The sequence below is a fragment of the Bacillus sp. WP8 genome (genome assembly GCF_000800825.1).
In the GTDB taxonomy this organism is placed as follows: domain Bacteria; phylum Bacillota; class Bacilli; order Bacillales; family Bacillaceae; genus Bacillus; species Bacillus safensis.
The window spans coordinates 851,684-870,596 of sequence record NZ_CP010075.1; the positions used below are offsets into that span (position 1 = coordinate 851,684).

The window sequence follows — 18,913 nt, forward strand, 5'->3', positions numbered from 1 at the left end:
AAAGCATGACCTTCGATCGGCAGAAGGTCATGCTTTTTTGTAATAGGGAAGATATACTGTTAAATGATCTAGCAGCTTCTTTGTGTAGAACTTATAGGCCTGATCATCAAGCTCAGCACCTGCATAGGTAAGCAAGGTTCTAAGCGCAAACAAATATTCACTGTGCAGCTCATTGTGTTCAAAGTAAGGAAGGGCTGCTTCGATCAAATAGGTTTTCAAATCAAGAGGATTTTCCTCAATCATCAATTTATAGATTTTGATCATATATAAACAGTTTGGCTGAATACGAGGCTGTTTTAACAGCTCATGTATGTAGGGAAGTGCCTTTTTGCGGTCATATTCAGCATATAGTGTCGCAATTTCATATAGCGTTTCACAGTAGCGATCTTCTATCTGTTCTTGATTAAAGTAATTGAGTGAATCTAGTAAATAAGGCACAGCTGAAGAGAAATCGCCTTCACGTTTTAAAAGCACCCCGTAATAAAAATATGCGGACATTTTAATATAGGCATCAGGGTAAAGGGAAGTGTGCAAAATCACTTCCTTTATATATTTCTTCGCAGTTTGATAGGCTTTTAGTTCAAGTGAGATCACGCCGTGAATAAGTGTACAGTGAATAATCCGCTTGAAATTGTTCTTTTGTCTATATAAATCCATCGCTTGATGTGTCGCTTCAAGCGCGTCACCGAGCTGTCCCATGTTTCCGAGTGCTTTTGCATAGTGATAATACAAATCACTTTGTTCAACTGAGGCGTAGGAAAAGCAGCTTTCAAGCTTTTTCAGCCCATCCTCAAGCTGACCAATTTTAATTTGATGAATACCGTCTAGATATTCAAAAATTTCTTTTTCCGTTTCAATAAACGTTTTTTCGAATTTTTTGAGCACGCGGTGTGTTTTTAAGGCAAGCGGCTGTTTTTCCGTTAATAAATAAAATTGAAATAAAGACAAATGATACTGTATGCCTAAATCCAGTGAAAAGAACTGCTCCTCGTGCTGAATGATCATTTCTGCATTTTGTTCAGCCTGATCGAGAGCATAGAAGTACATATTCATTTGAAACTCATCCAAAAGTGACAGCAGATGACGCGCCTTTTGTGACAGCTTTTCTTGGCTGATACCAAGCCGTTCAAGCAGCAGATTGATCGTATCTTGATTGGCCTCCTTTGAGCCATTTTCAATTTTACTTAAATGAGAGACAGAACAAATTCCTTCTGCCAATTCAGATTGGGTCATATTTTGTTTATAACGGTAGAGTTTAATGATTTGTCCAATATTAATTTTCATTCCATCCAGAAGCCTCCCTTCCAATCATGGTTGAAAGCCTTTTGACAAAAAAACTGAATCAGACAAAATGGGAATACTTGAAAATCATTTCATCATCTTGGCTTTTTTCTCAAAATTTGTTTAAAACGTAATATGATTGTAACATTACTTGAAAAAGTCAAACAACTATTTAGCAGACGGGGAGGAGAGATACTTGATTTGCAACTGCACGCGATGATGTTTATAATGTGAATGAGAATCAATTTCAATTAAGGTTGATTGAGAGGATGACATATATGCCAGAAACGAAACAACAAAAAGACGCGTTAACGGTTCGAGACGCTGTCAGATATAGACGATCGATTCGCAAATTCAAAGACACACCGGTGACGATTGAACAGCTTCAGCCGCTATTAGAGGATGCAGTCTATGCACCAAACCATAAAATCACGGAGCCGTGGCGCTTTTTATATGCGGTGACGGATGAAGCCAAAGCCACTTTTGTAGAGCGCTTCATTGCGTTCTTTCAGCGCAACAACCCAGATGCAAAAGAAGAAAAAATCAATCAATACAGAGATTACTTTTCTAAGGTCCCAGCGCTTTTACTTGTCGTACTAAAAGAAGACGAGAACCCTGTGGTGAGAAATGATGATTTTGCCGCCGTGAGCGCGCTCATTCAAAATCTCCAGCTGCTTGCATGGGATCAAGGAATCGGTATGGTATGGAAGAGCGGACGTATTTTATACGATAAAGGCTTTCAACAAGACATGGGATTAAAGGAAAACGAACGGTTTGCTGCGATCCTTCATATAGGTTATCCAGAAGAGGTGCCAGAGGAAAAATCACGCCAGAAAGCATCAAGTCTTCTTACTGAAATCAAATAAAAGAAAAGCAGACCGCTGAATAAGGTCTGCTTTTTTACTTATTGTTTTTTGGCGCGCTGATCGGCTGCTCTCATACGTGCCATTGCTTTTAAGTCATTCGGATCTGCAAGTTCTTTGGAAAATTCAACATATTCGCCATCCGTCTCTTGTGCTGCGAGCTCGTGGTTGGATTTTTTGTGTTGGTCTTTTTTCAAAGCCTTTCCCTCCTTTACAAGATCACTTTAGTTATGTGCTTGTTGGAGGGGAATATCCGTCTTATTTGTTTCTTTTTTCTGCTGCTCTTTCCGCTTTTTTGAATTCCTGCTGATACAGGACTTCCTGAGTTTTTTTCAGCTTTGAAGTTGGCTGGTGTTCTTTTTTCTTCATCAAAATCGCCCCCTCATATCATTTCTAATAGGATGGGTGTTTTTGACAACATTTATTCCTTAGAATGCAAAATCGCTTCTTTTAGTTCAGGGTGCAAAAAGTCATAAGAAGAGAGCAGTGCTTTTTTTGGCAGAGCACGCTGGCCTTCTAAAACAAGCAATGACATTTCACCGAGTGCCGTTTTGATCACAAACGATGGCACCTTCAGCCAATGGGGACGGTGAAGGGCAGAAGCAATGGTTTGTCCAAGCTGTTTCATTTGAACAGGATTCGGTGATGTCACATTGAGCGGGCCTGAGAGGTCGTCATTATGAATCGCATAGGCAATGAGATGTGCCACATCCTCAACATGCACCCATGAAACCCATTGCGAGCCAGCGCCAATTGTCCCGCCGGCAAACAGCTTGTAAGGAAGTGTCATCAGCGGCAGTGTGCCTTTTTCTCCTAACACGACGCCAAAGCGTGTGTAGACCGTACGAATGCCGAGGGCTTCAATCTTTTGCCCCTCAGCCTCCCAAAGTTTTGATGTATGACTTAAGAAATCAGTATCCGCAGGAGGTGACTCCTCCGTAAAATCTCCTGTTTGAGATGTGCCATAAATCCCGACAGCACTTGCTTGAATCAGCACAGTTGGTTTCGATTCCTGCGCTTCTATTATGCGTCTTACCTCTTGTGTTGATTTGAGACGGCTGGAGAGGATGCCTTCTTTTGCCTTGTCTGTCCAGCGTGTGAAAATGGATTTTCCAGCAAGGTTAATCCATACATCGATGGCAGGCAATTCATGCTCAGGCGCAGCACCTTCGGTAAGCCACTGCACATAATGTAAATGATTTTGTTCGGATTCCTTTGGATTTCTTGTTAAAATATATAGATGATGTCCCTCAGCAGCGAGCACTTTTGTAACATGCTGGCCGATAAAACCGGTTCCTCCGGTAATGGCGATATTCAATTGACATCTCTCCTCTCATATACATACCTATATCTTTCACGATTTTGAATCAGAAGAAACATCCTGACTGTTTTGGAAAAGGAGTGATCACAGGATGCCCTATATTACAAAAATTTCTGCTCAGAAAAACAATACAGAGCGGGTCAACATCTTTCTTGATGAAAAGTACGCCTTTAGCGTTGATTTAGATGTGCTCGTCCAGCACGATTTGAAAAAAGGCAAAGAGCTGGACGAAGCAGATATCATTGAGATTCAATTCGGTGATTCGGTGAAAAAAGGATTTCAGCAGGCCGTTGATTATTTATCCTACCGTATGAGATCAGTGAAAGAAGTCACCGATTATTTAACGAAAAAAGAAATCCCGGCACCTGCTATTAGTGAAATTATACACAAATTAAAGCATTATAAGTATGTAAATGATCTTGAATTTGCAGAAGCCTATGTCAGCACCCATCGCAAAACGAACAGCAAAGGACCGTCCGTCCTAAAAAAAGAATTGAAGCTCAAGGGGATAGACGATGACACGATTGAGCAGGCGCTATCGCAATACCCTGATGACTTACAGCTCGAGGAAGCTGTAAAGCAGGTTCTCAAGCTTGTCAAAAAAGAAAAAAATCGTTCTGCAAAAGAGATCGAGCAGCGCATCAAGCTGCAGCTGCAGCGAAAGGGATTTTCGTTTGAGATAATTGATAAAGCCCTTCAAGAAGCCTATGATGGACAAGAAGAGGAAAAGGAAGAAGAAGCCCTCCTTTATATGCTGGAGAAGGCAAAACGCAAGGTAGGGTATGACGGATCATTTGAAAAGAAGATGAAAGTGAAGCAATTTTTATTCAGAAAAGGCTTTGATCTCGATACAATTGATCACGTTTTAGACAAAGGGGAATGACAGATGGAAAAACGCTATAGTGAAATGACAGAATACGAATTGAAGCAGGAAATTGCCGCCCTTTCTGAAAAAGCACGAAAGGCTGAGCAGCTTGGCATTGTGAATGAATACGCAGTTTTAGAACGGAAAATCGATATGGCGAAAGCCTATTTATTAGATCCAGCCTCGTTTCAAACGAAAACGACTTATCAAATCAAAGACACAGAAGAAGAGTTTTATGTGGAATATTTAAATGGCGTGTTTGCGTGGGGATACAGAGTATCGGCTCCAAATAAGGAAGATGCCCTGCCGATTTCAATGCTGACGCAAAAGGACTGATCCTAAAAGATCAGTCCTTTTCTTTACTTCGAACGTTGTTTACGGACGTTGTTCTGAAGTACGATGTCGTGCTGCGTTTGCTGCGTTTCTCCGTTGACCTGAGAGGCAGAATGCTTTGCATTTGCCCATGGTTGAGGGTAAGCGGTTGTCCTTAATTGAACAAAGTCTGCCATATACGATTTCCCATTTGAACTCATATCTCAAGCACTCCCTTTGGAAAAATTAGCGTTTCCCTGATGCCCTCATACGTTCCTGTGGACGTGTATTCGTTTCACCATTCGGCCGTTTAGACGCATAAGCATCTGTAGCGCCTGGTTCGCCTTCAAACTTGTGATTTACCTGATTTGGAAAGCCTTTTGCTTTATTACGCATATCGATTCCCTCCAAACAATACAAATCATTTGCGTCTTTTGAAGACGTAAGGGTAGTATATGAAAAAAGAAGTTTTTTTAAAAAGGCACTTTCTGCTAGATGAAGGAGGAACAAGCATGGAACAATACTTTGAGCGACTAACAGAACAACTCATGGAAAAAAACAATATGCTGACATATGACGAAGCACGTACATGGGTAGAGCTGCTTTGGAGTGATTTTGAAACGACTTATGCAAAGGCTGGCCGCAAGTATAAAGGACAGGAAACAACAGAACGAATTGTCCAAGAGTGGATCGAGAGCTACGGCGCACAGCTGCATCTATTTCAAAATAAACAATCAAAGGCAAACGAGCATCTGCAACAAAACAATCGAGGGCTGCTTCACTAAAAAGGCTGCCCTTTCACTTCCATTCATCTTTTTCAATAAATAGGAAAATATACAAATGAACAAATAACTTTATGAAACAATACCCAGTCTGTGATCGAAATTACAGGCTTTTTACAATGATTAAACTTAAAATTACATTAAATTCATCCTGCTGAAAATCACTGGAAATAAAACTCTGATATAATGAAACGATTAAAGAGACATGTAATTTATGGATAATAAAAAAGGGTTTCGTTTTCTGACAAAAAAGGAATAATGAACATATCAGACTATGTGAAAAAAGTGAAGAGAAGGTGCGATATGGAACGGGAATTGCTCTCTGTGATAATTCCTTCTTACAATGAAGGTGAAAACATCAGACGAATCTTTGAGGCACTCGAGGAAGAGTTTCGCGATTTTCATTATGACTTTGAAATCATCTTTGTGAATGATGGAAGCAAAGACAATACGCTTCAATACATGAGAGAGCTCTCTCGCAAAAGTGCAAAGGTCAAATATATATCCTTTTCGCGTAACTTTGGAAAGGAAGCCGCTATTTTGGCAGGTCTTGAACATGCAAAAGGAGCAGCTGCGATTATTATGGACGCCGATCTGCAGCACCCGACGTATTTAATTCAGGACTTTGTCAGAGGGTATGAAGAAGGCTACCATCAAGTCATTGCCAAACGGAATCGTAAAGGTGACAGCAAGCTGCGCTCTTACCTGTCATCCATGTACTATAAGGTGATGAACAAGGTAGTAGAAGTGGACTTGCGTGATGGCGTCGGGGATTTCCGTTTAATTTCACGCCAAGCCATCGATGCACTGCTTCAGCTGAAAGAGGGAAATCGTTTTTCGAAAGGGCTTTTTTGCTGGATTGGGTTTGAAGAAAAGGTCATCTATTATGAAAATGTAGAAAGGCAGCATGGTGATACAAAATGGTCACTGAAGAAATTATTTAACTATGGCATAGATGGCGTCATTTCTTTTAACAACCGCCCGCTGCGAATTTGTTTTTATACTGGCATACTGATCTTATTTCTCTCATTGATTTACATCGTGGCCACCTTTATTCAAATCGTCAGAACGGGCATTATGGTGCCGGGTTATTTTACTTTAATATCAGCTGTGCTGTTCCTCGGAGGTGTCCAGCTTTTGAGTCTAGGTGTGATTGGAGAATATATTGGCCGTATTTATTATGAAACGAAAAAGAGGCCGCATTATTTAATCCAGGAATCAAATGTGATGGAACAAGAGACAAGCTCAAAGGAACAAGACCGAGTGTTAACGCAGTTATTTAAATAACGTGGAGTCAAATAACCGGCAAGCACGAATCGCTTGCTGGGTTGTTTTGTTTCAAAGAACAGTGGATCTTTTGTGGAAAGGATTTAGATGATGAAACGTAGATGGATAATCATAGGAATGTGCCTCATTCTCGCTTTATTAGGACACTCCTTTTTCTTATATGAATATACGCAAGGCCGGTATATGACAGGAGATGGAGACGGCATCTCACAAATGCTCCCATTTAAAAAGCTGCTTTACGATGAATACGTCAAAGGAAACTTCTTTTATTCCTATCAATTCGGTCTAGGCGGCGGTACATATACGCAATTAGGTTATTATTTCACAACCTCGACTGTCTTTATGGTCACAGTCGCTGTCGTCTGGCTGATGAATGCGCTTCATGTCATCCAGTCAACGGACATTCATTTCTGGGCAAATGCCGTCATTTGGCTGAGTGTGATCAAGCTGACGCTCATTCTGTTCATCGCTTACCATGTGCTTCTTTCAATGGTTCAGCATAGGCTGAGCGCATTAACAGGAGCCGCAATTTACGGGTTGTCTATTGTGTATTTTCGGCATCAAACATTTTGGGAGTTTTTCACCGACAGCATGATGTGGCTCCCGCTGCTTGTGCTTGGGGTTGAACGGATTTTCAAAACAGGTAAGCCGGCTTGGTTTATTGCGGCGTGCAGCCTGATGCTCATCAACAATTTTTACTTTGCTTATATTCATTTTATCTTTTTAGCGATCTATCTTGTCTTCAGATATATCATCAAGCTTCGAAGTGAGGAGAATGGGTGGAAGGTGTTCTGGACGCTGGCGGTCTCTACGCTGTTATCCTTTGGAATCAGTGCTGCCTTTTTTGTTCCGTCTGTCTATGGCTTTCTTAATAATATAAGACCGCCATATGATCAATCTATACCTTGGTTTGATCTGCATGATCATCTGCTGTTTACAAGCAGGGTGTATTTATTACCTGTGATCTTTCTCATTTGTATGTTCCTCGTTCCGCTTTACCGGAACAGGTGGTTTTTCATGTTTACATCAATCAGCCTTCTGCTCATTGTTTTTCACTACAGTCCAAAGATGGCGAGCGTGTTTAATGGTTTTTCAGCACCGCAGTACAGGTTTGAATACATTCTTGCCTTTACAGTTGGAGCGGCCGTAGCCATCACCATCAAGCATTTCTCGCAAATCGAGTGGAAGTGGAAAAAGCGTGCGGTCTTAGGCGCTTGGATCGTGTTTCTTCTCGCAGTCATCTTATCAGAACGAGCAAAGGGAAATATGGATGTTGTTGTATTTACAGCCATAGGACTGCTTGTGATCAGCGTGTTTTTCCTTGTGATTCATGCGGAAAAACGCCAGCACCTTCGTCTCTTTTCAGCTGTGCTCATCGTTGTCAGCTTACTGACAGCAGGCGTGTATCAGCAGGGCTACTTATCTGAAAGAAGCAATATTAAGAGCGTATCAGATACGTATCTGAATAGTGAGGCATATGCTGGACATGAGCAAATGAAGCTCATTCAGCAGATTCAAAGCCGCTCTTCAAAAGATCCGCTTGCCCGGATTGATTGGATGAATGGCGTGCGCAACAATACCCCGTTATTTGAAGGCTTTCAAGGCATGAGTGCGTATTCAAGTATATTGAATCAGCATTTGCTCAATTTCTACTGGAATGACCTGCAAATCGATATGGGACGTGAAAGTGTCAGCCGTTATGCAACAATGGGGGACAGGGCGAATTTATACAGCCTGACCTACGGAAAGTATTATATGAGAGACAATACGATGCCTTACTCACCGCCAGCTTATTTTAAGCCAATATTGGAAAGCGAGCATTATAAAGTGTATGAAAATACACGGCCGCTGCCATTTGCAAGAACAACAAGCACGATTTATTCAGAAGAATCCTTAAAAAATGCCTCAGCACTTGATAGGGAGCATGCGATGCTGCAAGGTGTGATTTTAGACAAAAAAGGAAACGCTGAAATTGAGCATGCGCCAAATCGAGTCAAGGATACAAATATTCATACCGAACAAGCTATATACGAACATGGTGTGCTTGATGTATACGGAGAAACAGGCGGCCTGAATATCACGCTGCCAGATGATATGGCCCGCGCTGGAGATGTGTATGTGAGCTTTTATGTGAAGCGGACAGACCGAAACGAAGGATTTCAGTTATCCGTTGACAACTACGTCACCTCACGAAAAAGCAATACATCCATCTACAAAACAGGCGTCAATGAAGTGACGATTCGAGTCCCTGCGGAAAAAATTCTTTCCATTCGAGTACCAAAAGGGACGTATGAACTCGATCAACTGAAGCTGTACCAAGAGCCTTACCGCATTCTAGAAAAAGCATATGAAAAAGAAAAACAGGACAATGGCAGCCAGCAAGTAAAGCTCGAAAATAACCGCTTTACGATTTCATATGATAACAAACGTGGCGATGATTATATGATCTTGCCAGTACCATATGAAAAAGGCTGGGAGCTCACGGTAAATGGAAAGCAGACCGATATTGAACAAGCCAATTACGCCTTTATCGGTTTTCCAATAGAAAAAGGCAAAAATGAGATTGTGCTAACCTACTATCCGCCATATATCAGAATTCTCGCGTTGATTTCACTCGTCAGTTTGATCGGTGCGATCCTATATGCACGAAGAAAACACAAGAAACACCACTTTTCATCATAAGTGGTGTTTTTTTATCTTCCAAGGGCTGATCGAGCACGATACCCATCATATGAAGCAAATCACTAAGCTTCTTTCTCAACCGAAAACGTCGCATAATCAAACAAAAAATGAAACAACCAAAGGCTTAGCGCAAAGAGAATTTCCTCAGAAGTAGAAAGTAAAATGCCGCCCACCAATTCATCTGATAAATAGACAGCACCCCAAATAAACAAAAGATGAATGGAAATGGCATAGAAAACGATGGAGCATTTTTTGGATCGGCACTTTCTAACAACCCTCATAAGCACATGTTCCACATGCTCAAAGGATATCCCAAGTACCACATAGATGCCCATAAATAAAAGCATCGATAAAATCGACTGATAAAAAGCACCAGTTAAATGAAAGAACAGTACACAAAACAACAAAAATATGTAACAGACAGCCGACGCCGCCATGAACCATTTCAGCCCTTGCCATAAAGCGTGAACAGATTGCTGCATAGTTGAACAAACACTCCCTTACATGAAGATACCTGCAAAAAGGACAGCCTTTTTGCAGGAAGTCATACGTTAATCCTCTTTTTTAGGTGCAGCGATCACAGAATGTTTTTCAGCATCAAGCAGTTTTAAGAAATCTTCGCCTTGATCTAAATGATCAAGAACAAGCTGTTTCGGTGTGACCGCAAGCCACTGATTAAGTGAGATATCTGCATAATGATCGCTCTTAAAGATTTCTAAGAAATAAAGCGGTTCGTCGCCTGTATTTTCTACATAATGCCCCATCGCAAATGGGACATATCCAACGTCTCCCGCCTGATAGTTGAAGGTTCTCGCATGTCCATCAGAAGCAAATACCGTCATTCGTGCTTTTCCAGAAATGAAATATTGCCATTCATCCGTATTTGGATGCCAATGCAGCTCGCGAATGGCACCTGGATCAACTTTCACAAGAGCGGATGCAATCGTTTTAGACGCTTTGAAATTGGTAGAGTCCGCAATCCACACTTGTCCGCCGCTTGACGTAATCGGCTCCTGTTTTAACAGCTCATATTTAAAGGAATTCGGGACTTCTCCTTGCTCTGTTTTCACCTTGTCACATTCAAGGGAACCAGGAATTCCTTTTTGGAAAATATATTTTTCTTTCTCTGGCAGCTTGTCAAACTGCTCTTTTGTCATACCGAAGTTCTTGAGCACGACTTCCTCTGGCGTGTGGGCAAGCCAATCGGTTACTTGGAACGTACTATTTTCTGAGAATGACCCATCATCAAACACAAGCAAGAATTCAGCTCCCGGTTCAAGTGCTTGGATAGAGTGCGGCAGGCCAGAAGGGAAGTACCACAAATCACCCTCAGTCACATCCTCTGTAAAATTGCGCCCCTCTGCATCAACCGATGTAATCCGGGCTTCCCCATAAATCATGTACGCCCATTCTGCTTCCTTATGCCAGTGCAGTTCACGAATCGCACCAGGCTTTAGCCGCATATTGACAGATGCAAGACTTTTAGAGATCGGCAGTTCGCGGACTGTTACCTCACGAGCGTAGCCGCCTTTTTCTAAACGATTGTGTGTATCAGAGAAAGAATATTTCAGATTGGAGACCGTTCCATGATCGGTTTCTGGCGGCGTGAGCATATCTGGGTTTTGTCTATCCCGCTCGAGATTACGTGGAATTTTGACCGTTGCTCCTTTTTCTCCTCGAATCGGCTGTGGTATTCCATTTTGCTTTTCACTCATGATAAAATCCCCTTTCAACATCGTATTGTGTGAGGTGACCAAAAGGCCTTTCATTTCGCCCTCGTTTTCATAAGGTGAAACGAATCAAGCAGATGTCAATCTGATTCATCATTTTTTTGAGCAGCGACTAATCGTTGGATGAGCTTGCTTAATTCATCAAACTTTCGTTCAAAGCGTGTCAGCAAGTAAACCGTCAAAATGGCAGGGAAGCCAGCCTGACCGAGCTGCTTCAACCATTCCTCTGAAAAAAAGGTCTCCATTTGTCTCACCCCCCAGCGGATACTCGTCTTCTATATAAGTGGTATGAAAGAAGAAAAAGGAAAGCAGAGGGGGATAAAATGAACCATTAGACCCGTTTCACGAAGTTTACTTTTTTTAACTTTTGTCCACTTAATGCTAGTAGAGGGAACAAAGGGGAGGATGCACATGGATTATCGGCTGTTATTGAAAGCAAAATGGAAGGAAATCATTGATCACCCGCTCATTCAGCAGTTTTTAAGCAACCCGAAAAACGAGCAGCTGCTCCGGCAAGTCATGGAAGAGCCAAACGAGGAAAATGCCAAAAAACTAGATTCCGAGTTCAAACAGTTCTATCAGAAAATCCGCATCATCAAGTATATCTCCACAATGATACGCATCTTTTCAGTCGACTTTGACAAACGAGTAAAAAAGAAACAGCAGCGTTTTCCACTCATACTCGATCATCCTGATACACAAGAAGTGAAAGACCCTGTTCAAACAGATACGTATGAAGCCGTGCTCTTCAACCAGCAAGACTTAGGGGAGCATCTGCAAGACCAAACATTGTACAAGGCCTACCAGCAGCTCACAGAAAAACAAAAAATGGTCTTAACCCAAATCTATGTCGAAGGTCAAACAATGAAAGAAATAGCCGATCAGTTAGGCGAAACAAGACAAAACATCTCAAACATTCACAAAAAAGCACTCAACAAACTAAAAGAAGAAACAGGGGGAGATGTCCGTGCACGAAGACAAAATGACCAATGGAGAAATGGAAGAACTCATTGAAACCTTCACACCCATGATCAAAAAGAAACTACAAAACACGGCATATCAAGAAAGAGAAGACCTCGAACAAGAACTCTATATCAAACTCATCGAAAAAGTAGACCGGCTGATTTACCAAGAAGGACCTGGCTTTTGGGAGTTTATTGTGGAATATATGACGAAGTTGTAAAAGTGAAGCACAAAAAAAGACTCGCTCACACAGAGCCGAGTCTTAATTTTTTTTGCAGTTTTTCTTCACTGAAAATCCAGCCGGTATAGGAATTTTTGATTTGATGATCCATGTCAATATGGCAGATCGCGACAAAAGGATAATGACCTTTGCTGCGGTAGCGCAAATCAATGAACCGTACCTCATAATGATCCTTGAATTTATCCACTTCCCACCGGTAGACAGGGGAGAAGGAGAGAAAGGCTGAAATGTTTTCATCTTGCTTAGCAATTTTCATAATTTCAGTATCAGGGACCGGCACTCGGTTAAAGGTGTCTAAAATGACGACCTCTCCATTCATACTGCGCCCAACATGGAAAGAGGATTTACATTTCACGGCAATGCGCCATTGTCTGAACTTCATTGTAGGCGAAATAATAATCTCTTCAATTTCATCGAATCGTGCACGCAGCTGACGTTTAATCTGAAGCTGCATGATCACCCTGACGACATAGTAACAGAATATCACCGCATACAGCGTTATGAACGTATAGCCGGGATGTCCGCCAATCGCCCAAACGACAATGGCGACAAGATGTGTAAAAAAGATAAACGGATCAAACGTATTAATGATCCCTAGCGCTACCCACTTCTTCGAAAATGGACGAATGGCCTGCGTACCGTATGCGTTGAAAATATCGACAAACACATGAAGCACAACGGCTAATAGTGTCCATAACCAAAGGTGAAGTAAATTCGCCCCTGGCACAAATGGAAAAATCACAGCCGGGATCAGCAATGACCAAAACAGTACAGCCGGAATGGAATGTGTAAATCCTCGGTGATTTCTTATATAAACCGCATTATTTTTTAGTTTTAGCACAGTATCAATGTCTGGTGCTTGGGAGCCGGCGATGGTCGCGATCATTACGGCGTGTGCCATGTGTGGATCTGCGCTGACGGCTGGATCTAAAAGTGCAAGTCCCCCAAGAGAAATGCCCATTACTACATGAGTACCAGTGTCCAATTGATTACCTCCTAGTTGTCATGCTTAGGAACAATCATACAAAGTATACGTCTCCAATCAAGACTATGTGCAAAATCACTTTTGCTTTATCCCGATTTAATGTAACATGTTAACGTATCTACAAACAGTATACAACAAATAAGGTTCTATTCAGAACGTTAGCCCTCGGTCCAATGAGAAGGAGTATAGATATGAAAGACATTCAAGAAAAGCTGGACCGCAAAGATATTGCGGGCTTTCAGCATGATTTAATTGATTGGTATGAAAAAGAACAACGAACATTGCCATGGCGTGAAAATCAAGATCCATACCGTGTCTGGGTATCAGAAGTGATGCTTCAGCAAACGAGAGTGGATACAGTCATTCCGTATTTCAACCGGTTTATGGAGCAATTCCCGACGGTGAAGGATCTCGCTTTAGCTGATGAAGAAAAGGTCATGAAAGCATGGGAAGGTCTTGGCTACTACTCAAGAGTGCGTAATTTACAGGCAGCTGTGAAAGAAGTATATGAATCCTACGGTGGCATTGTCCCTGAAACGAAAGAGCAATTTTCAAAGCTTAAAGGTGTAGGCCCGTATACGAGCGGCGCAGTGCTGAGTATCGCCTATAACAAGCCATATCCTGCGGTAGACGGCAACGTGATGAGGGTCATTTCTCGTATTTTGTCCATATGGGATGATATTGCAAAACCAAAAACGAGAAATATTTTCGAATTTGCGGTCGATCAGCTCATTTCCCGGGAAAAGCCGTCAGAATTTAATCAAGGGCTGATGGAGCTAGGTGCGCTCATTTGCACCCCAACATCCCCTGCCTGCCTCATTTGCCCTGTGAACATGCATTGCTCGGCACTTGAGGAAGGCGTTCAGCATGAGCTCCCAGTGAAAAGCAAAAAGAAAAAACCGACTGCAAAATCAATGGCAGCAGCGGTGTTATTTGATGACGCAGGCAACCTATATATTCATAAGCGGCCAAGTACAGGCCTTCTTGCGAATTTATGGGAATTCCCTAACATGGAAACAACAAAGGGAAGAAAAACGGAAAAAGAGCAGCTGATTGATTTCTTAAAAGAGGAGGCGGGTGTACAAGCGGAGCTTGGTGATTTAGAAGGCACCATCCAGCATGTATTTACCCACCTCATCTGGAATATTTCTGTTTTCTTTGGACGAGTTACCTCTATATCTGATGACACGATGCTGAAAAAAGTCACAACAGAAGAATTTGAGGCGTATGCTTTGCCAGTCTCACACCAAAAAATTTGGAAGCTGGCACTTGAACAGCCTAGTCGTATTTAACCGTTGTACCGTGGGTATAATCTGCTTCATTTCGGTGCAGACCCCCGCGGTCTTCGATTTCTGAAATGATTTCTCGATACTTAGATTGCCCTTCTTCATTCAAATAAGGTAAAATTTGTTGGAAAGCATGATGAAAGTAAGCAAGCTCAGTATCTTTCCATTGATTCTTGGACATCATGCCAAGCTGGCTTAAATCGCGTCCGACATACATGAATGTAACCTCCTAATAGGAACTTTTCTATTAGTGTGAAGCGAATGAACGAAAACTATTCAAATCAGGAGATGAACCATAATGAGTCAACGTAAATGTGCATTAATTACAGGAAGCAGCAGAGGAGTAGGGAAAGAAGTGGCCCTTCGCCTCGCTGAAAAAGGATATGACATTGTCATTAACTATGCGAGAAGCAAAAAAGCCGCACTTGAAACAGCGGAAGAAATTGAAGCGATGGGTGTTAAAACATTGGTTGTTAAAGCCAATGTAGGCCAGCCTGAGAAAATCAAAGACATGTTTCAGCAAATTGATGAAACCTTTGGCCGTTTAGATGTATTTGTAAACAATGCGGCATCAGGTGTTCAGCGTCCAATTATGGACCTTGAAGAAAATCATTGGGACTGGACGATGAATATCAATGCGAAAGCCTTGTTATTCTGCGGACAAGAAGCGGCGAAACTAATGGAGAAAAACGGCGGCGGACATATCGTCAGCATTAGCTCACTAGGCTCTATTCGCTACCTTGAAAATTACACAGTAGTCGGTGTATCAAAAGCAGCACTAGAAGCTTTGACACGTTACCTTTCAGTTGAGCTTTCACAAAAAAATATCGTCGTCAACGCTGTATCAGGCGGCGCGATCGATACAGATGCACTTAAGCACTTCCCGAACCGTGAAGAGCTTTTAGAAGATGCGAAGAAAAACACACCTGCCGGCCGAATGGTGGAAATTAAAGACATGGTCGACAGCGTGGAATTCCTTGTATCAGGCAAAGCAGACATGATTAGAGGCCAGACGATTATTGTCGATGGCGGACGTTCTTTGCTTGTTTAAAAAATTCATGAATAGGATGTACACCTTCTGCACAAATTAATGTGCGTGGAGGTGATAATGATGGATCAACAACAAAACAAAACAAACGCACAACAAGTGAAGAAACAAAACCAAGCTGCTGCACAAGGTGGTCAATACGGCACTGAATTTGCTAGCGAGACTGACGCACAGCATGTAAAAAAATACAACCAAAAAGCTGAGCAAAACAAACAACAAAACAGCTAATCACTGAAACAAAGGAAAGCACTTCATATACGAATGAAGTGCTTTTCTTTTTGCCTCGCACCACCATCCGACAAAACCTGTAAAACCTCTACATAAACAGTCAAAGGATTTCCTCCTTCTTTCAAGAAATGGTATACATACAAAAAGTGGATTAGATGAAAAGGGAGGAGTTAGATGTCTGATTTCGATCAGCTTGTAAAAGAACAAATGCAGCTCATGGATCAGCTGCTCGACGTGCAGGGAGAACTCGATCTATGCTTAGAAACAGAAAAACAATTGCTGCAGGATGAAAAAAAAGAAGAGTGGCATAGGCTTTGTGATCAGATCAAACAGAAACGTGAGGAACTGCAAAAAGTGCAAACCTTATTTACAAAACAGACAGAAGAGGTCATCAATTCATATAAACAGATGGAAAAGAGTTCTAGCGTGATGTAAATCAGTGTGCCGTTCAATTGGGTTGAATGGCTTTTTCATTTCATTTTTTAATGATGTAACGGTATAATATAATAGAGACATGTTTAGTTGGGAAATTAGGTCTTTGGACTGTTAGGTTTGTTTGTTATAGAAAGTAGGGGAGAAAATATGGGCTATCCCAAGGAAGGAGAAACCATCCAAATTCAAAGCTATAAACATAATGGCTTGATCCACAGGATTTGGAATGAAACCACCATTCTGAAAGCAACGGAATTGTGTATCATTGGTGCAAACGACCGTACAATGGTGACTGAATCCGACGGCCGTACTTGGATGACGAGAGAACCGGCTATTTGCTATTTCCATGCAAAACAATGGTTTAATGTAATTGGGATGCTTAGAGATGATGGGGTATATTACTACTGCAACATCAGCTCTCCTTTTGCGACAGATGATGAGGCAATTAAGTATATTGATTACGATTTAGACGTCAAAGTCTTTCCAGACATGACGTACAATATTTTGGATGAGGACGAATATGCAGATCATAAGAGGCAGATGAATTATCCAAAAGAAATCGATAGTATCTTAAGAGAGCATCTAAATACATTACTGCATTGGATTCACCAGCGGAAAGGTCCGTTTGCTCCTGAATTTGTGGATATGTGGTATGAACGTTTTTTACATTATACAAAATAAGCAAGAGCATCAAAAAACCTGTTTGGCACTTTAGGCTAACAGGTTTTTGACTGCGTACGGATAAGAGGCACTGATAGATTGGGAAGGAGATTTACATGGGGGTCATTAAACGCTACATGGCTTTTGTAACACCGTATAAAAAACAGATTGCATTGACAATGGTCATCGGGATGATTAAATTCTCGATTCCGTTAACATTGCCTCTGCTTTTAAAGTATGTCATTGATGATGTCATTCAAGGCTCGGGGGCGCCTGAAGAAAAGACATCAACTCTACTGATCATAATGGGAATCATGCTCGTATTATTTTTAGTGATGAGGCCGCCTGTTGAATACTATAGACAATACTACGCGCAGTGGACAGGCAGTAAAGTATTGTTTGATATTCGGGAGAAGCTGTTCTCGCATATTCAAAAGCTAAGTCTTCGTTATTATGCCAACACGAGAACAGGAGAAATTATTTCAAGAGTGATCAACGATGTGGAGCAGACAAAGGAATTTGTTATCACAGGTCTCATGAACATTTGGCTGGATATGATGACTGTACTGATCGTGATCGCCATTATGTGTACACTGGATCTGAAGCTCACGATCGTGTCTGTCATTATTTTTCCACTATACGCGTTTGCAGTAAAGTATTTTTACGGACGGCTGCGCAAGCTGACAAAAGAGCGGTCACAGGCGCTGGCTGAAGTGCAAGGACACCTGCATGAGCGGGTACAAGGAATGCCGGTCATTCGCAGCTTTGCGATTGAAGAATATGAACAAGAGAATTTTCATGATGAAAACAAAAATTTCTTAAACAAAGCAATCAACCATACGAATTGGAACGCCAAAACATTTGCTGTCGTCAATACCATCACCGACATTGCGCCGCTGTTAATCATTGCATTTGCGGGCTACACAGTAATTAACGGATCGCTGTCGATCGGGACCATGATCGCCTTTGTCGGCTATATTGACCGGATGTACAATCCGATTCGCCGTCTCATTAACTCATCTACGACGTTAACCCAGTCCGTTGCGTCAATGGATCGGATCTTTGAGTTTATTGATGAGCCATATGAGGTCACAGACCGGCCGAATGCAAAAGAAGCCAATCATTTAAAAGGAGAGGTCGAGTTTAAAAATGTGTCGTTTCGTTATGAACACACGCAGGAAGAGATTCTGCACAATATCTCCTTAAAAGTAGAAAAAGGACAAACGGTTGCCCTTGTAGGAATGAGTGGCGGAGGAAAATCGACACTCGTCAGCTTAATTCCAAGGTTTTATGATGTCACAAACGGGTCACTTGAAATTGACGGCATTGATATAAAAGAGTACAAAGCAAGAAGTCTTCGAAATCAAGTCGGAATGGTGCTGCAGGATACATTCCTATTCAGTGACACGATTAAAGAAAATATTGCGGTTGGTGACCCTGAAGCACCTTTTGAAAAAATCGTGTCGGCTGCAAAAGCGGCAAATGCGCATGATTTTATTATGTCTCTTCCTGAAGGATATGACACGAAAGTAGGAGAACGGGGCGTAAAGCTGTCAGGCGGACAAAAACAGCGGATTTCGATTGCAAGGGTATTTCTAAAAAATCCACCGCTGTTGATTTTAGATGAAGCAACGTCTGCACTTGATTTAGAAAGTGAGCATTACATTCAAGAAGCGATGCAAAAGCTGGCGAAGGATCGCACAACTTTTATTGTCGCACACCGCTTATCAACCATTACACACGCTGACCAAATTGTGGTCATGGAACAAGGCGAAATAGTGGAAAAAGGAACACACGAAGAATTAATGAACCAAGACAGTCACTATCGTCATTTATTTACCATTCAAACATTAAATTAGTAGAAGCCTATCCGATTCTAGCGGATAGGCTTTTTTATGCTTGTCAAAAACATGACATATTTCCCAGCTTGTCTCAATACAATTTTAA

General features: G+C 41.7%; 24 protein-coding genes and 1 pseudogene. 14 read left to right on the plus strand and 11 right to left on the minus strand.

Going from position 1 to position 18,913, the window contains the following annotated elements; all coding sequences use genetic code 11:
* Window positions 1-27: 27 nt before the first annotated feature.
* Complete coding sequence (locus QR42_RS04075; RefSeq protein WP_039177258.1) at window positions 28-1,284, minus strand: transcriptional regulator; 1,257 nt, start codon at window positions 1,282-1,284, stop codon at window positions 28-30.
* A gap of 275 nt (window positions 1,285-1,559) precedes the next feature.
* Between QR42_RS04075 and QR42_RS04080 the strand changes: the two genes are divergently transcribed.
* Window positions 1,560-2,147 (plus strand): nitroreductase family protein, encoded by a 588-nt coding sequence (locus QR42_RS04080; protein WP_039177261.1) that lies wholly within the window; start codon window positions 1,560-1,562, stop codon window positions 2,145-2,147.
* Window positions 2,148-2,185: 38 nt separating this feature from the next.
* Here the strand turns inward: QR42_RS04080 and QR42_RS04085 are convergent, their stop codons facing one another.
* From QR42_RS04085 to QR42_RS04090, 3 genes are all read right to left on the minus strand, one after another.
* The gene (locus QR42_RS04085) at window positions 2,186-2,341 is read right to left on the minus strand and encodes a YfhD family protein (protein ID WP_039177264.1); all 156 of its coding nucleotides are present in this window, start codon (window positions 2,339-2,341) and stop codon (window positions 2,186-2,188) included.
* A gap of 61 nt (window positions 2,342-2,402) precedes the next feature.
* Window positions 2,403-2,513 carry a YfhE family protein gene (locus QR42_RS18825; protein WP_017358836.1) on the minus strand — a complete coding sequence of 37 codons (111 nt, stop codon included), beginning with the start codon at window positions 2,511-2,513 and terminating at the stop codon, window positions 2,403-2,405.
* Between the two features lie 52 nt (window positions 2,514-2,565).
* Window positions 2,566-3,462 carry a TIGR01777 family oxidoreductase gene (locus QR42_RS04090; RefSeq protein ID WP_039177266.1) on the minus strand — a complete coding sequence of 299 codons (897 nt, stop codon included), beginning with the start codon at window positions 3,460-3,462 and terminating at the stop codon, window positions 2,566-2,568.
* Window positions 3,463-3,556: 94 nt separating this feature from the next.
* On the opposite strand from QR42_RS04090, the gene recX reads away from it, so the two are divergent.
* Both recX and QR42_RS04100 read left to right on the plus strand, forming a co-directional pair.
* The gene (gene recX / locus QR42_RS04095) at window positions 3,557-4,348 is read left to right on the plus strand and encodes a recombination regulator RecX (RefSeq protein WP_024425808.1); all 792 of its coding nucleotides are present in this window, start codon (window positions 3,557-3,559) and stop codon (window positions 4,346-4,348) included.
* A gap of 3 nt (window positions 4,349-4,351) precedes the next feature.
* Complete coding sequence (locus QR42_RS04100) at window positions 4,352-4,666, plus strand: YfhH family protein (RefSeq protein ID WP_039177269.1); 315 nt, start codon at window positions 4,352-4,354, stop codon at window positions 4,664-4,666.
* 23 nt (window positions 4,667-4,689) lie between these two features.
* Here the strand turns inward: QR42_RS04100 and QR42_RS18830 are convergent, their stop codons facing one another.
* Both QR42_RS18830 and QR42_RS04105 read right to left on the minus strand, forming a co-directional pair.
* Entirely contained in the window at window positions 4,690-4,863 is a 174-nt protein-coding gene (locus QR42_RS18830; RefSeq protein ID WP_008360604.1) for a YpzG family protein, read from the minus strand.
* Between the two features lie 25 nt (window positions 4,864-4,888).
* Window positions 4,889-5,038: a small, acid-soluble spore protein K gene (locus QR42_RS04105; protein ID WP_003217849.1), complete on the minus strand. Its 150-nt coding sequence runs from the start codon at window positions 5,036-5,038 to the stop codon at window positions 4,889-4,891.
* Window positions 5,039-5,154: 116 nt separating this feature from the next.
* Between QR42_RS04105 and QR42_RS04110 the strand changes: the two genes are divergently transcribed.
* From QR42_RS04110 to QR42_RS04120, 3 genes are all read left to right on the plus strand, one after another.
* On the plus strand, window positions 5,155-5,427 hold the full coding sequence (locus QR42_RS04110) for a YfhJ family protein (protein WP_024425219.1): 273 nt from the start codon (window positions 5,155-5,157) through the stop codon (window positions 5,425-5,427).
* A 300-nt stretch (window positions 5,428-5,727) separates the two neighbouring features.
* Entirely contained in the window at window positions 5,728-6,711 is a 984-nt protein-coding gene (locus QR42_RS04115; protein ID WP_024425218.1) for a glycosyltransferase family 2 protein, read from the plus strand.
* An 87-nt stretch (window positions 6,712-6,798) separates the two neighbouring features.
* The gene (locus QR42_RS04120) at window positions 6,799-9,393 is read left to right on the plus strand and encodes a YfhO family protein (protein WP_039177274.1); all 2,595 of its coding nucleotides are present in this window, start codon (window positions 6,799-6,801) and stop codon (window positions 9,391-9,393) included.
* Window positions 9,394-9,455: 62 nt separating this feature from the next.
* On the opposite strand, the gene QR42_RS04125 is transcribed toward QR42_RS04120, so the two are convergent.
* From QR42_RS04125 to QR42_RS18835, 3 genes are all read right to left on the minus strand, one after another.
* Window positions 9,456-9,875 (minus strand): regulatory YrvL family protein, encoded by a 420-nt coding sequence (locus tag QR42_RS04125; RefSeq protein WP_039177277.1) that lies wholly within the window; start codon window positions 9,873-9,875, stop codon window positions 9,456-9,458.
* A 69-nt stretch (window positions 9,876-9,944) separates the two neighbouring features.
* Complete coding sequence (locus QR42_RS04130) at window positions 9,945-11,108, minus strand: oxalate decarboxylase family bicupin (RefSeq protein WP_039177280.1); 1,164 nt, start codon at window positions 11,106-11,108, stop codon at window positions 9,945-9,947.
* Between the two features lie 95 nt (window positions 11,109-11,203).
* A complete protein-coding gene (locus QR42_RS18835) occupies window positions 11,204-11,368 on the minus strand; it encodes a YvrJ family protein (protein WP_073204399.1) in 165 nt (54 codons plus the stop codon).
* Between the two features lie 166 nt (window positions 11,369-11,534).
* On the opposite strand from QR42_RS18835, the gene QR42_RS04135 reads away from it, so the two are divergent.
* Together QR42_RS04135 and rsoA are read left to right on the plus strand one after the other, a co-directional pair.
* Window positions 11,535-12,137 carry a sigma-70 family RNA polymerase sigma factor gene (locus QR42_RS04135; protein WP_039177282.1) on the plus strand — a complete coding sequence of 201 codons (603 nt, stop codon included), beginning with the start codon at window positions 11,535-11,537 and terminating at the stop codon, window positions 12,135-12,137.
* The gene (gene rsoA, locus QR42_RS04140) at window positions 12,085-12,306 is read left to right on the plus strand and encodes a sigma-O factor regulator RsoA (protein WP_039177285.1); all 222 of its coding nucleotides are present in this window, start codon (window positions 12,085-12,087) and stop codon (window positions 12,304-12,306) included. Before QR42_RS04135 ends, rsoA begins: the two co-directional genes overlap by 53 nt.
* A 25-nt stretch (window positions 12,307-12,331) precedes the next feature.
* On the opposite strand, the gene QR42_RS04145 is transcribed toward rsoA, so the two are convergent.
* The gene (locus QR42_RS04145; RefSeq protein ID WP_039177294.1) at window positions 12,332-13,312 is read right to left on the minus strand and encodes a metal-dependent hydrolase; all 981 of its coding nucleotides are present in this window, start codon (window positions 13,310-13,312) and stop codon (window positions 12,332-12,334) included.
* Between the two features lie 191 nt (window positions 13,313-13,503).
* On the opposite strand from QR42_RS04145, the gene mutY reads away from it, so the two are divergent.
* Window positions 13,504-14,604 carry an A/G-specific adenine glycosylase gene (gene mutY / locus QR42_RS04150; RefSeq protein WP_039177297.1) on the plus strand — a complete coding sequence of 367 codons (1,101 nt, stop codon included), beginning with the start codon at window positions 13,504-13,506 and terminating at the stop codon, window positions 14,602-14,604.
* On the opposite strand, the gene QR42_RS04155 is transcribed toward mutY, so the two are convergent.
* Window positions 14,591-14,815 (minus strand): hypothetical protein, encoded by a 225-nt coding sequence (locus QR42_RS04155; protein WP_039177299.1) that lies wholly within the window; start codon window positions 14,813-14,815, stop codon window positions 14,591-14,593. The two genes, mutY and QR42_RS04155, sit on opposite strands and share 14 nt — an antisense overlap.
* An 81-nt stretch (window positions 14,816-14,896) precedes the next feature.
* On the opposite strand from QR42_RS04155, the gene fabL reads away from it, so the two are divergent.
* The 5 genes and pseudogenes from fabL (at window position 14,897) to QR42_RS04180 (ending at window position 18,825) form a co-directional block, all read left to right on the plus strand.
* The gene (gene fabL / locus QR42_RS04160) at window positions 14,897-15,649 is read left to right on the plus strand and encodes an enoyl-[acyl-carrier-protein] reductase FabL (RefSeq protein ID WP_024425211.1); all 753 of its coding nucleotides are present in this window, start codon (window positions 14,897-14,899) and stop codon (window positions 15,647-15,649) included.
* A gap of 75 nt (window positions 15,650-15,724) precedes the next feature.
* Window positions 15,725-15,874, plus strand: a pseudogene (locus QR42_RS04165) (gamma-type small acid-soluble spore protein); the annotation flags it as partial.
* A 174-nt stretch (window positions 15,875-16,048) separates the two neighbouring features.
* On the plus strand, window positions 16,049-16,309 hold the full coding sequence (locus QR42_RS04170; RefSeq protein WP_039177303.1) for a YgaB family protein: 261 nt from the start codon (window positions 16,049-16,051) through the stop codon (window positions 16,307-16,309).
* 147 nt (window positions 16,310-16,456) lie between these two features.
* Window positions 16,457-16,987 (plus strand): nucleoside tri-diphosphate phosphatase, encoded by a 531-nt coding sequence (gene ntdP / locus QR42_RS04175; RefSeq protein ID WP_024425209.1) that lies wholly within the window; start codon window positions 16,457-16,459, stop codon window positions 16,985-16,987.
* Window positions 16,988-17,082: 95 nt separating this feature from the next.
* Window positions 17,083-18,825 carry an ABC transporter ATP-binding protein gene (locus QR42_RS04180; RefSeq protein WP_039177317.1) on the plus strand — a complete coding sequence of 581 codons (1,743 nt, stop codon included), beginning with the start codon at window positions 17,083-17,085 and terminating at the stop codon, window positions 18,823-18,825.
* Window positions 18,826-18,913 lie beyond the last annotated feature (88 nt).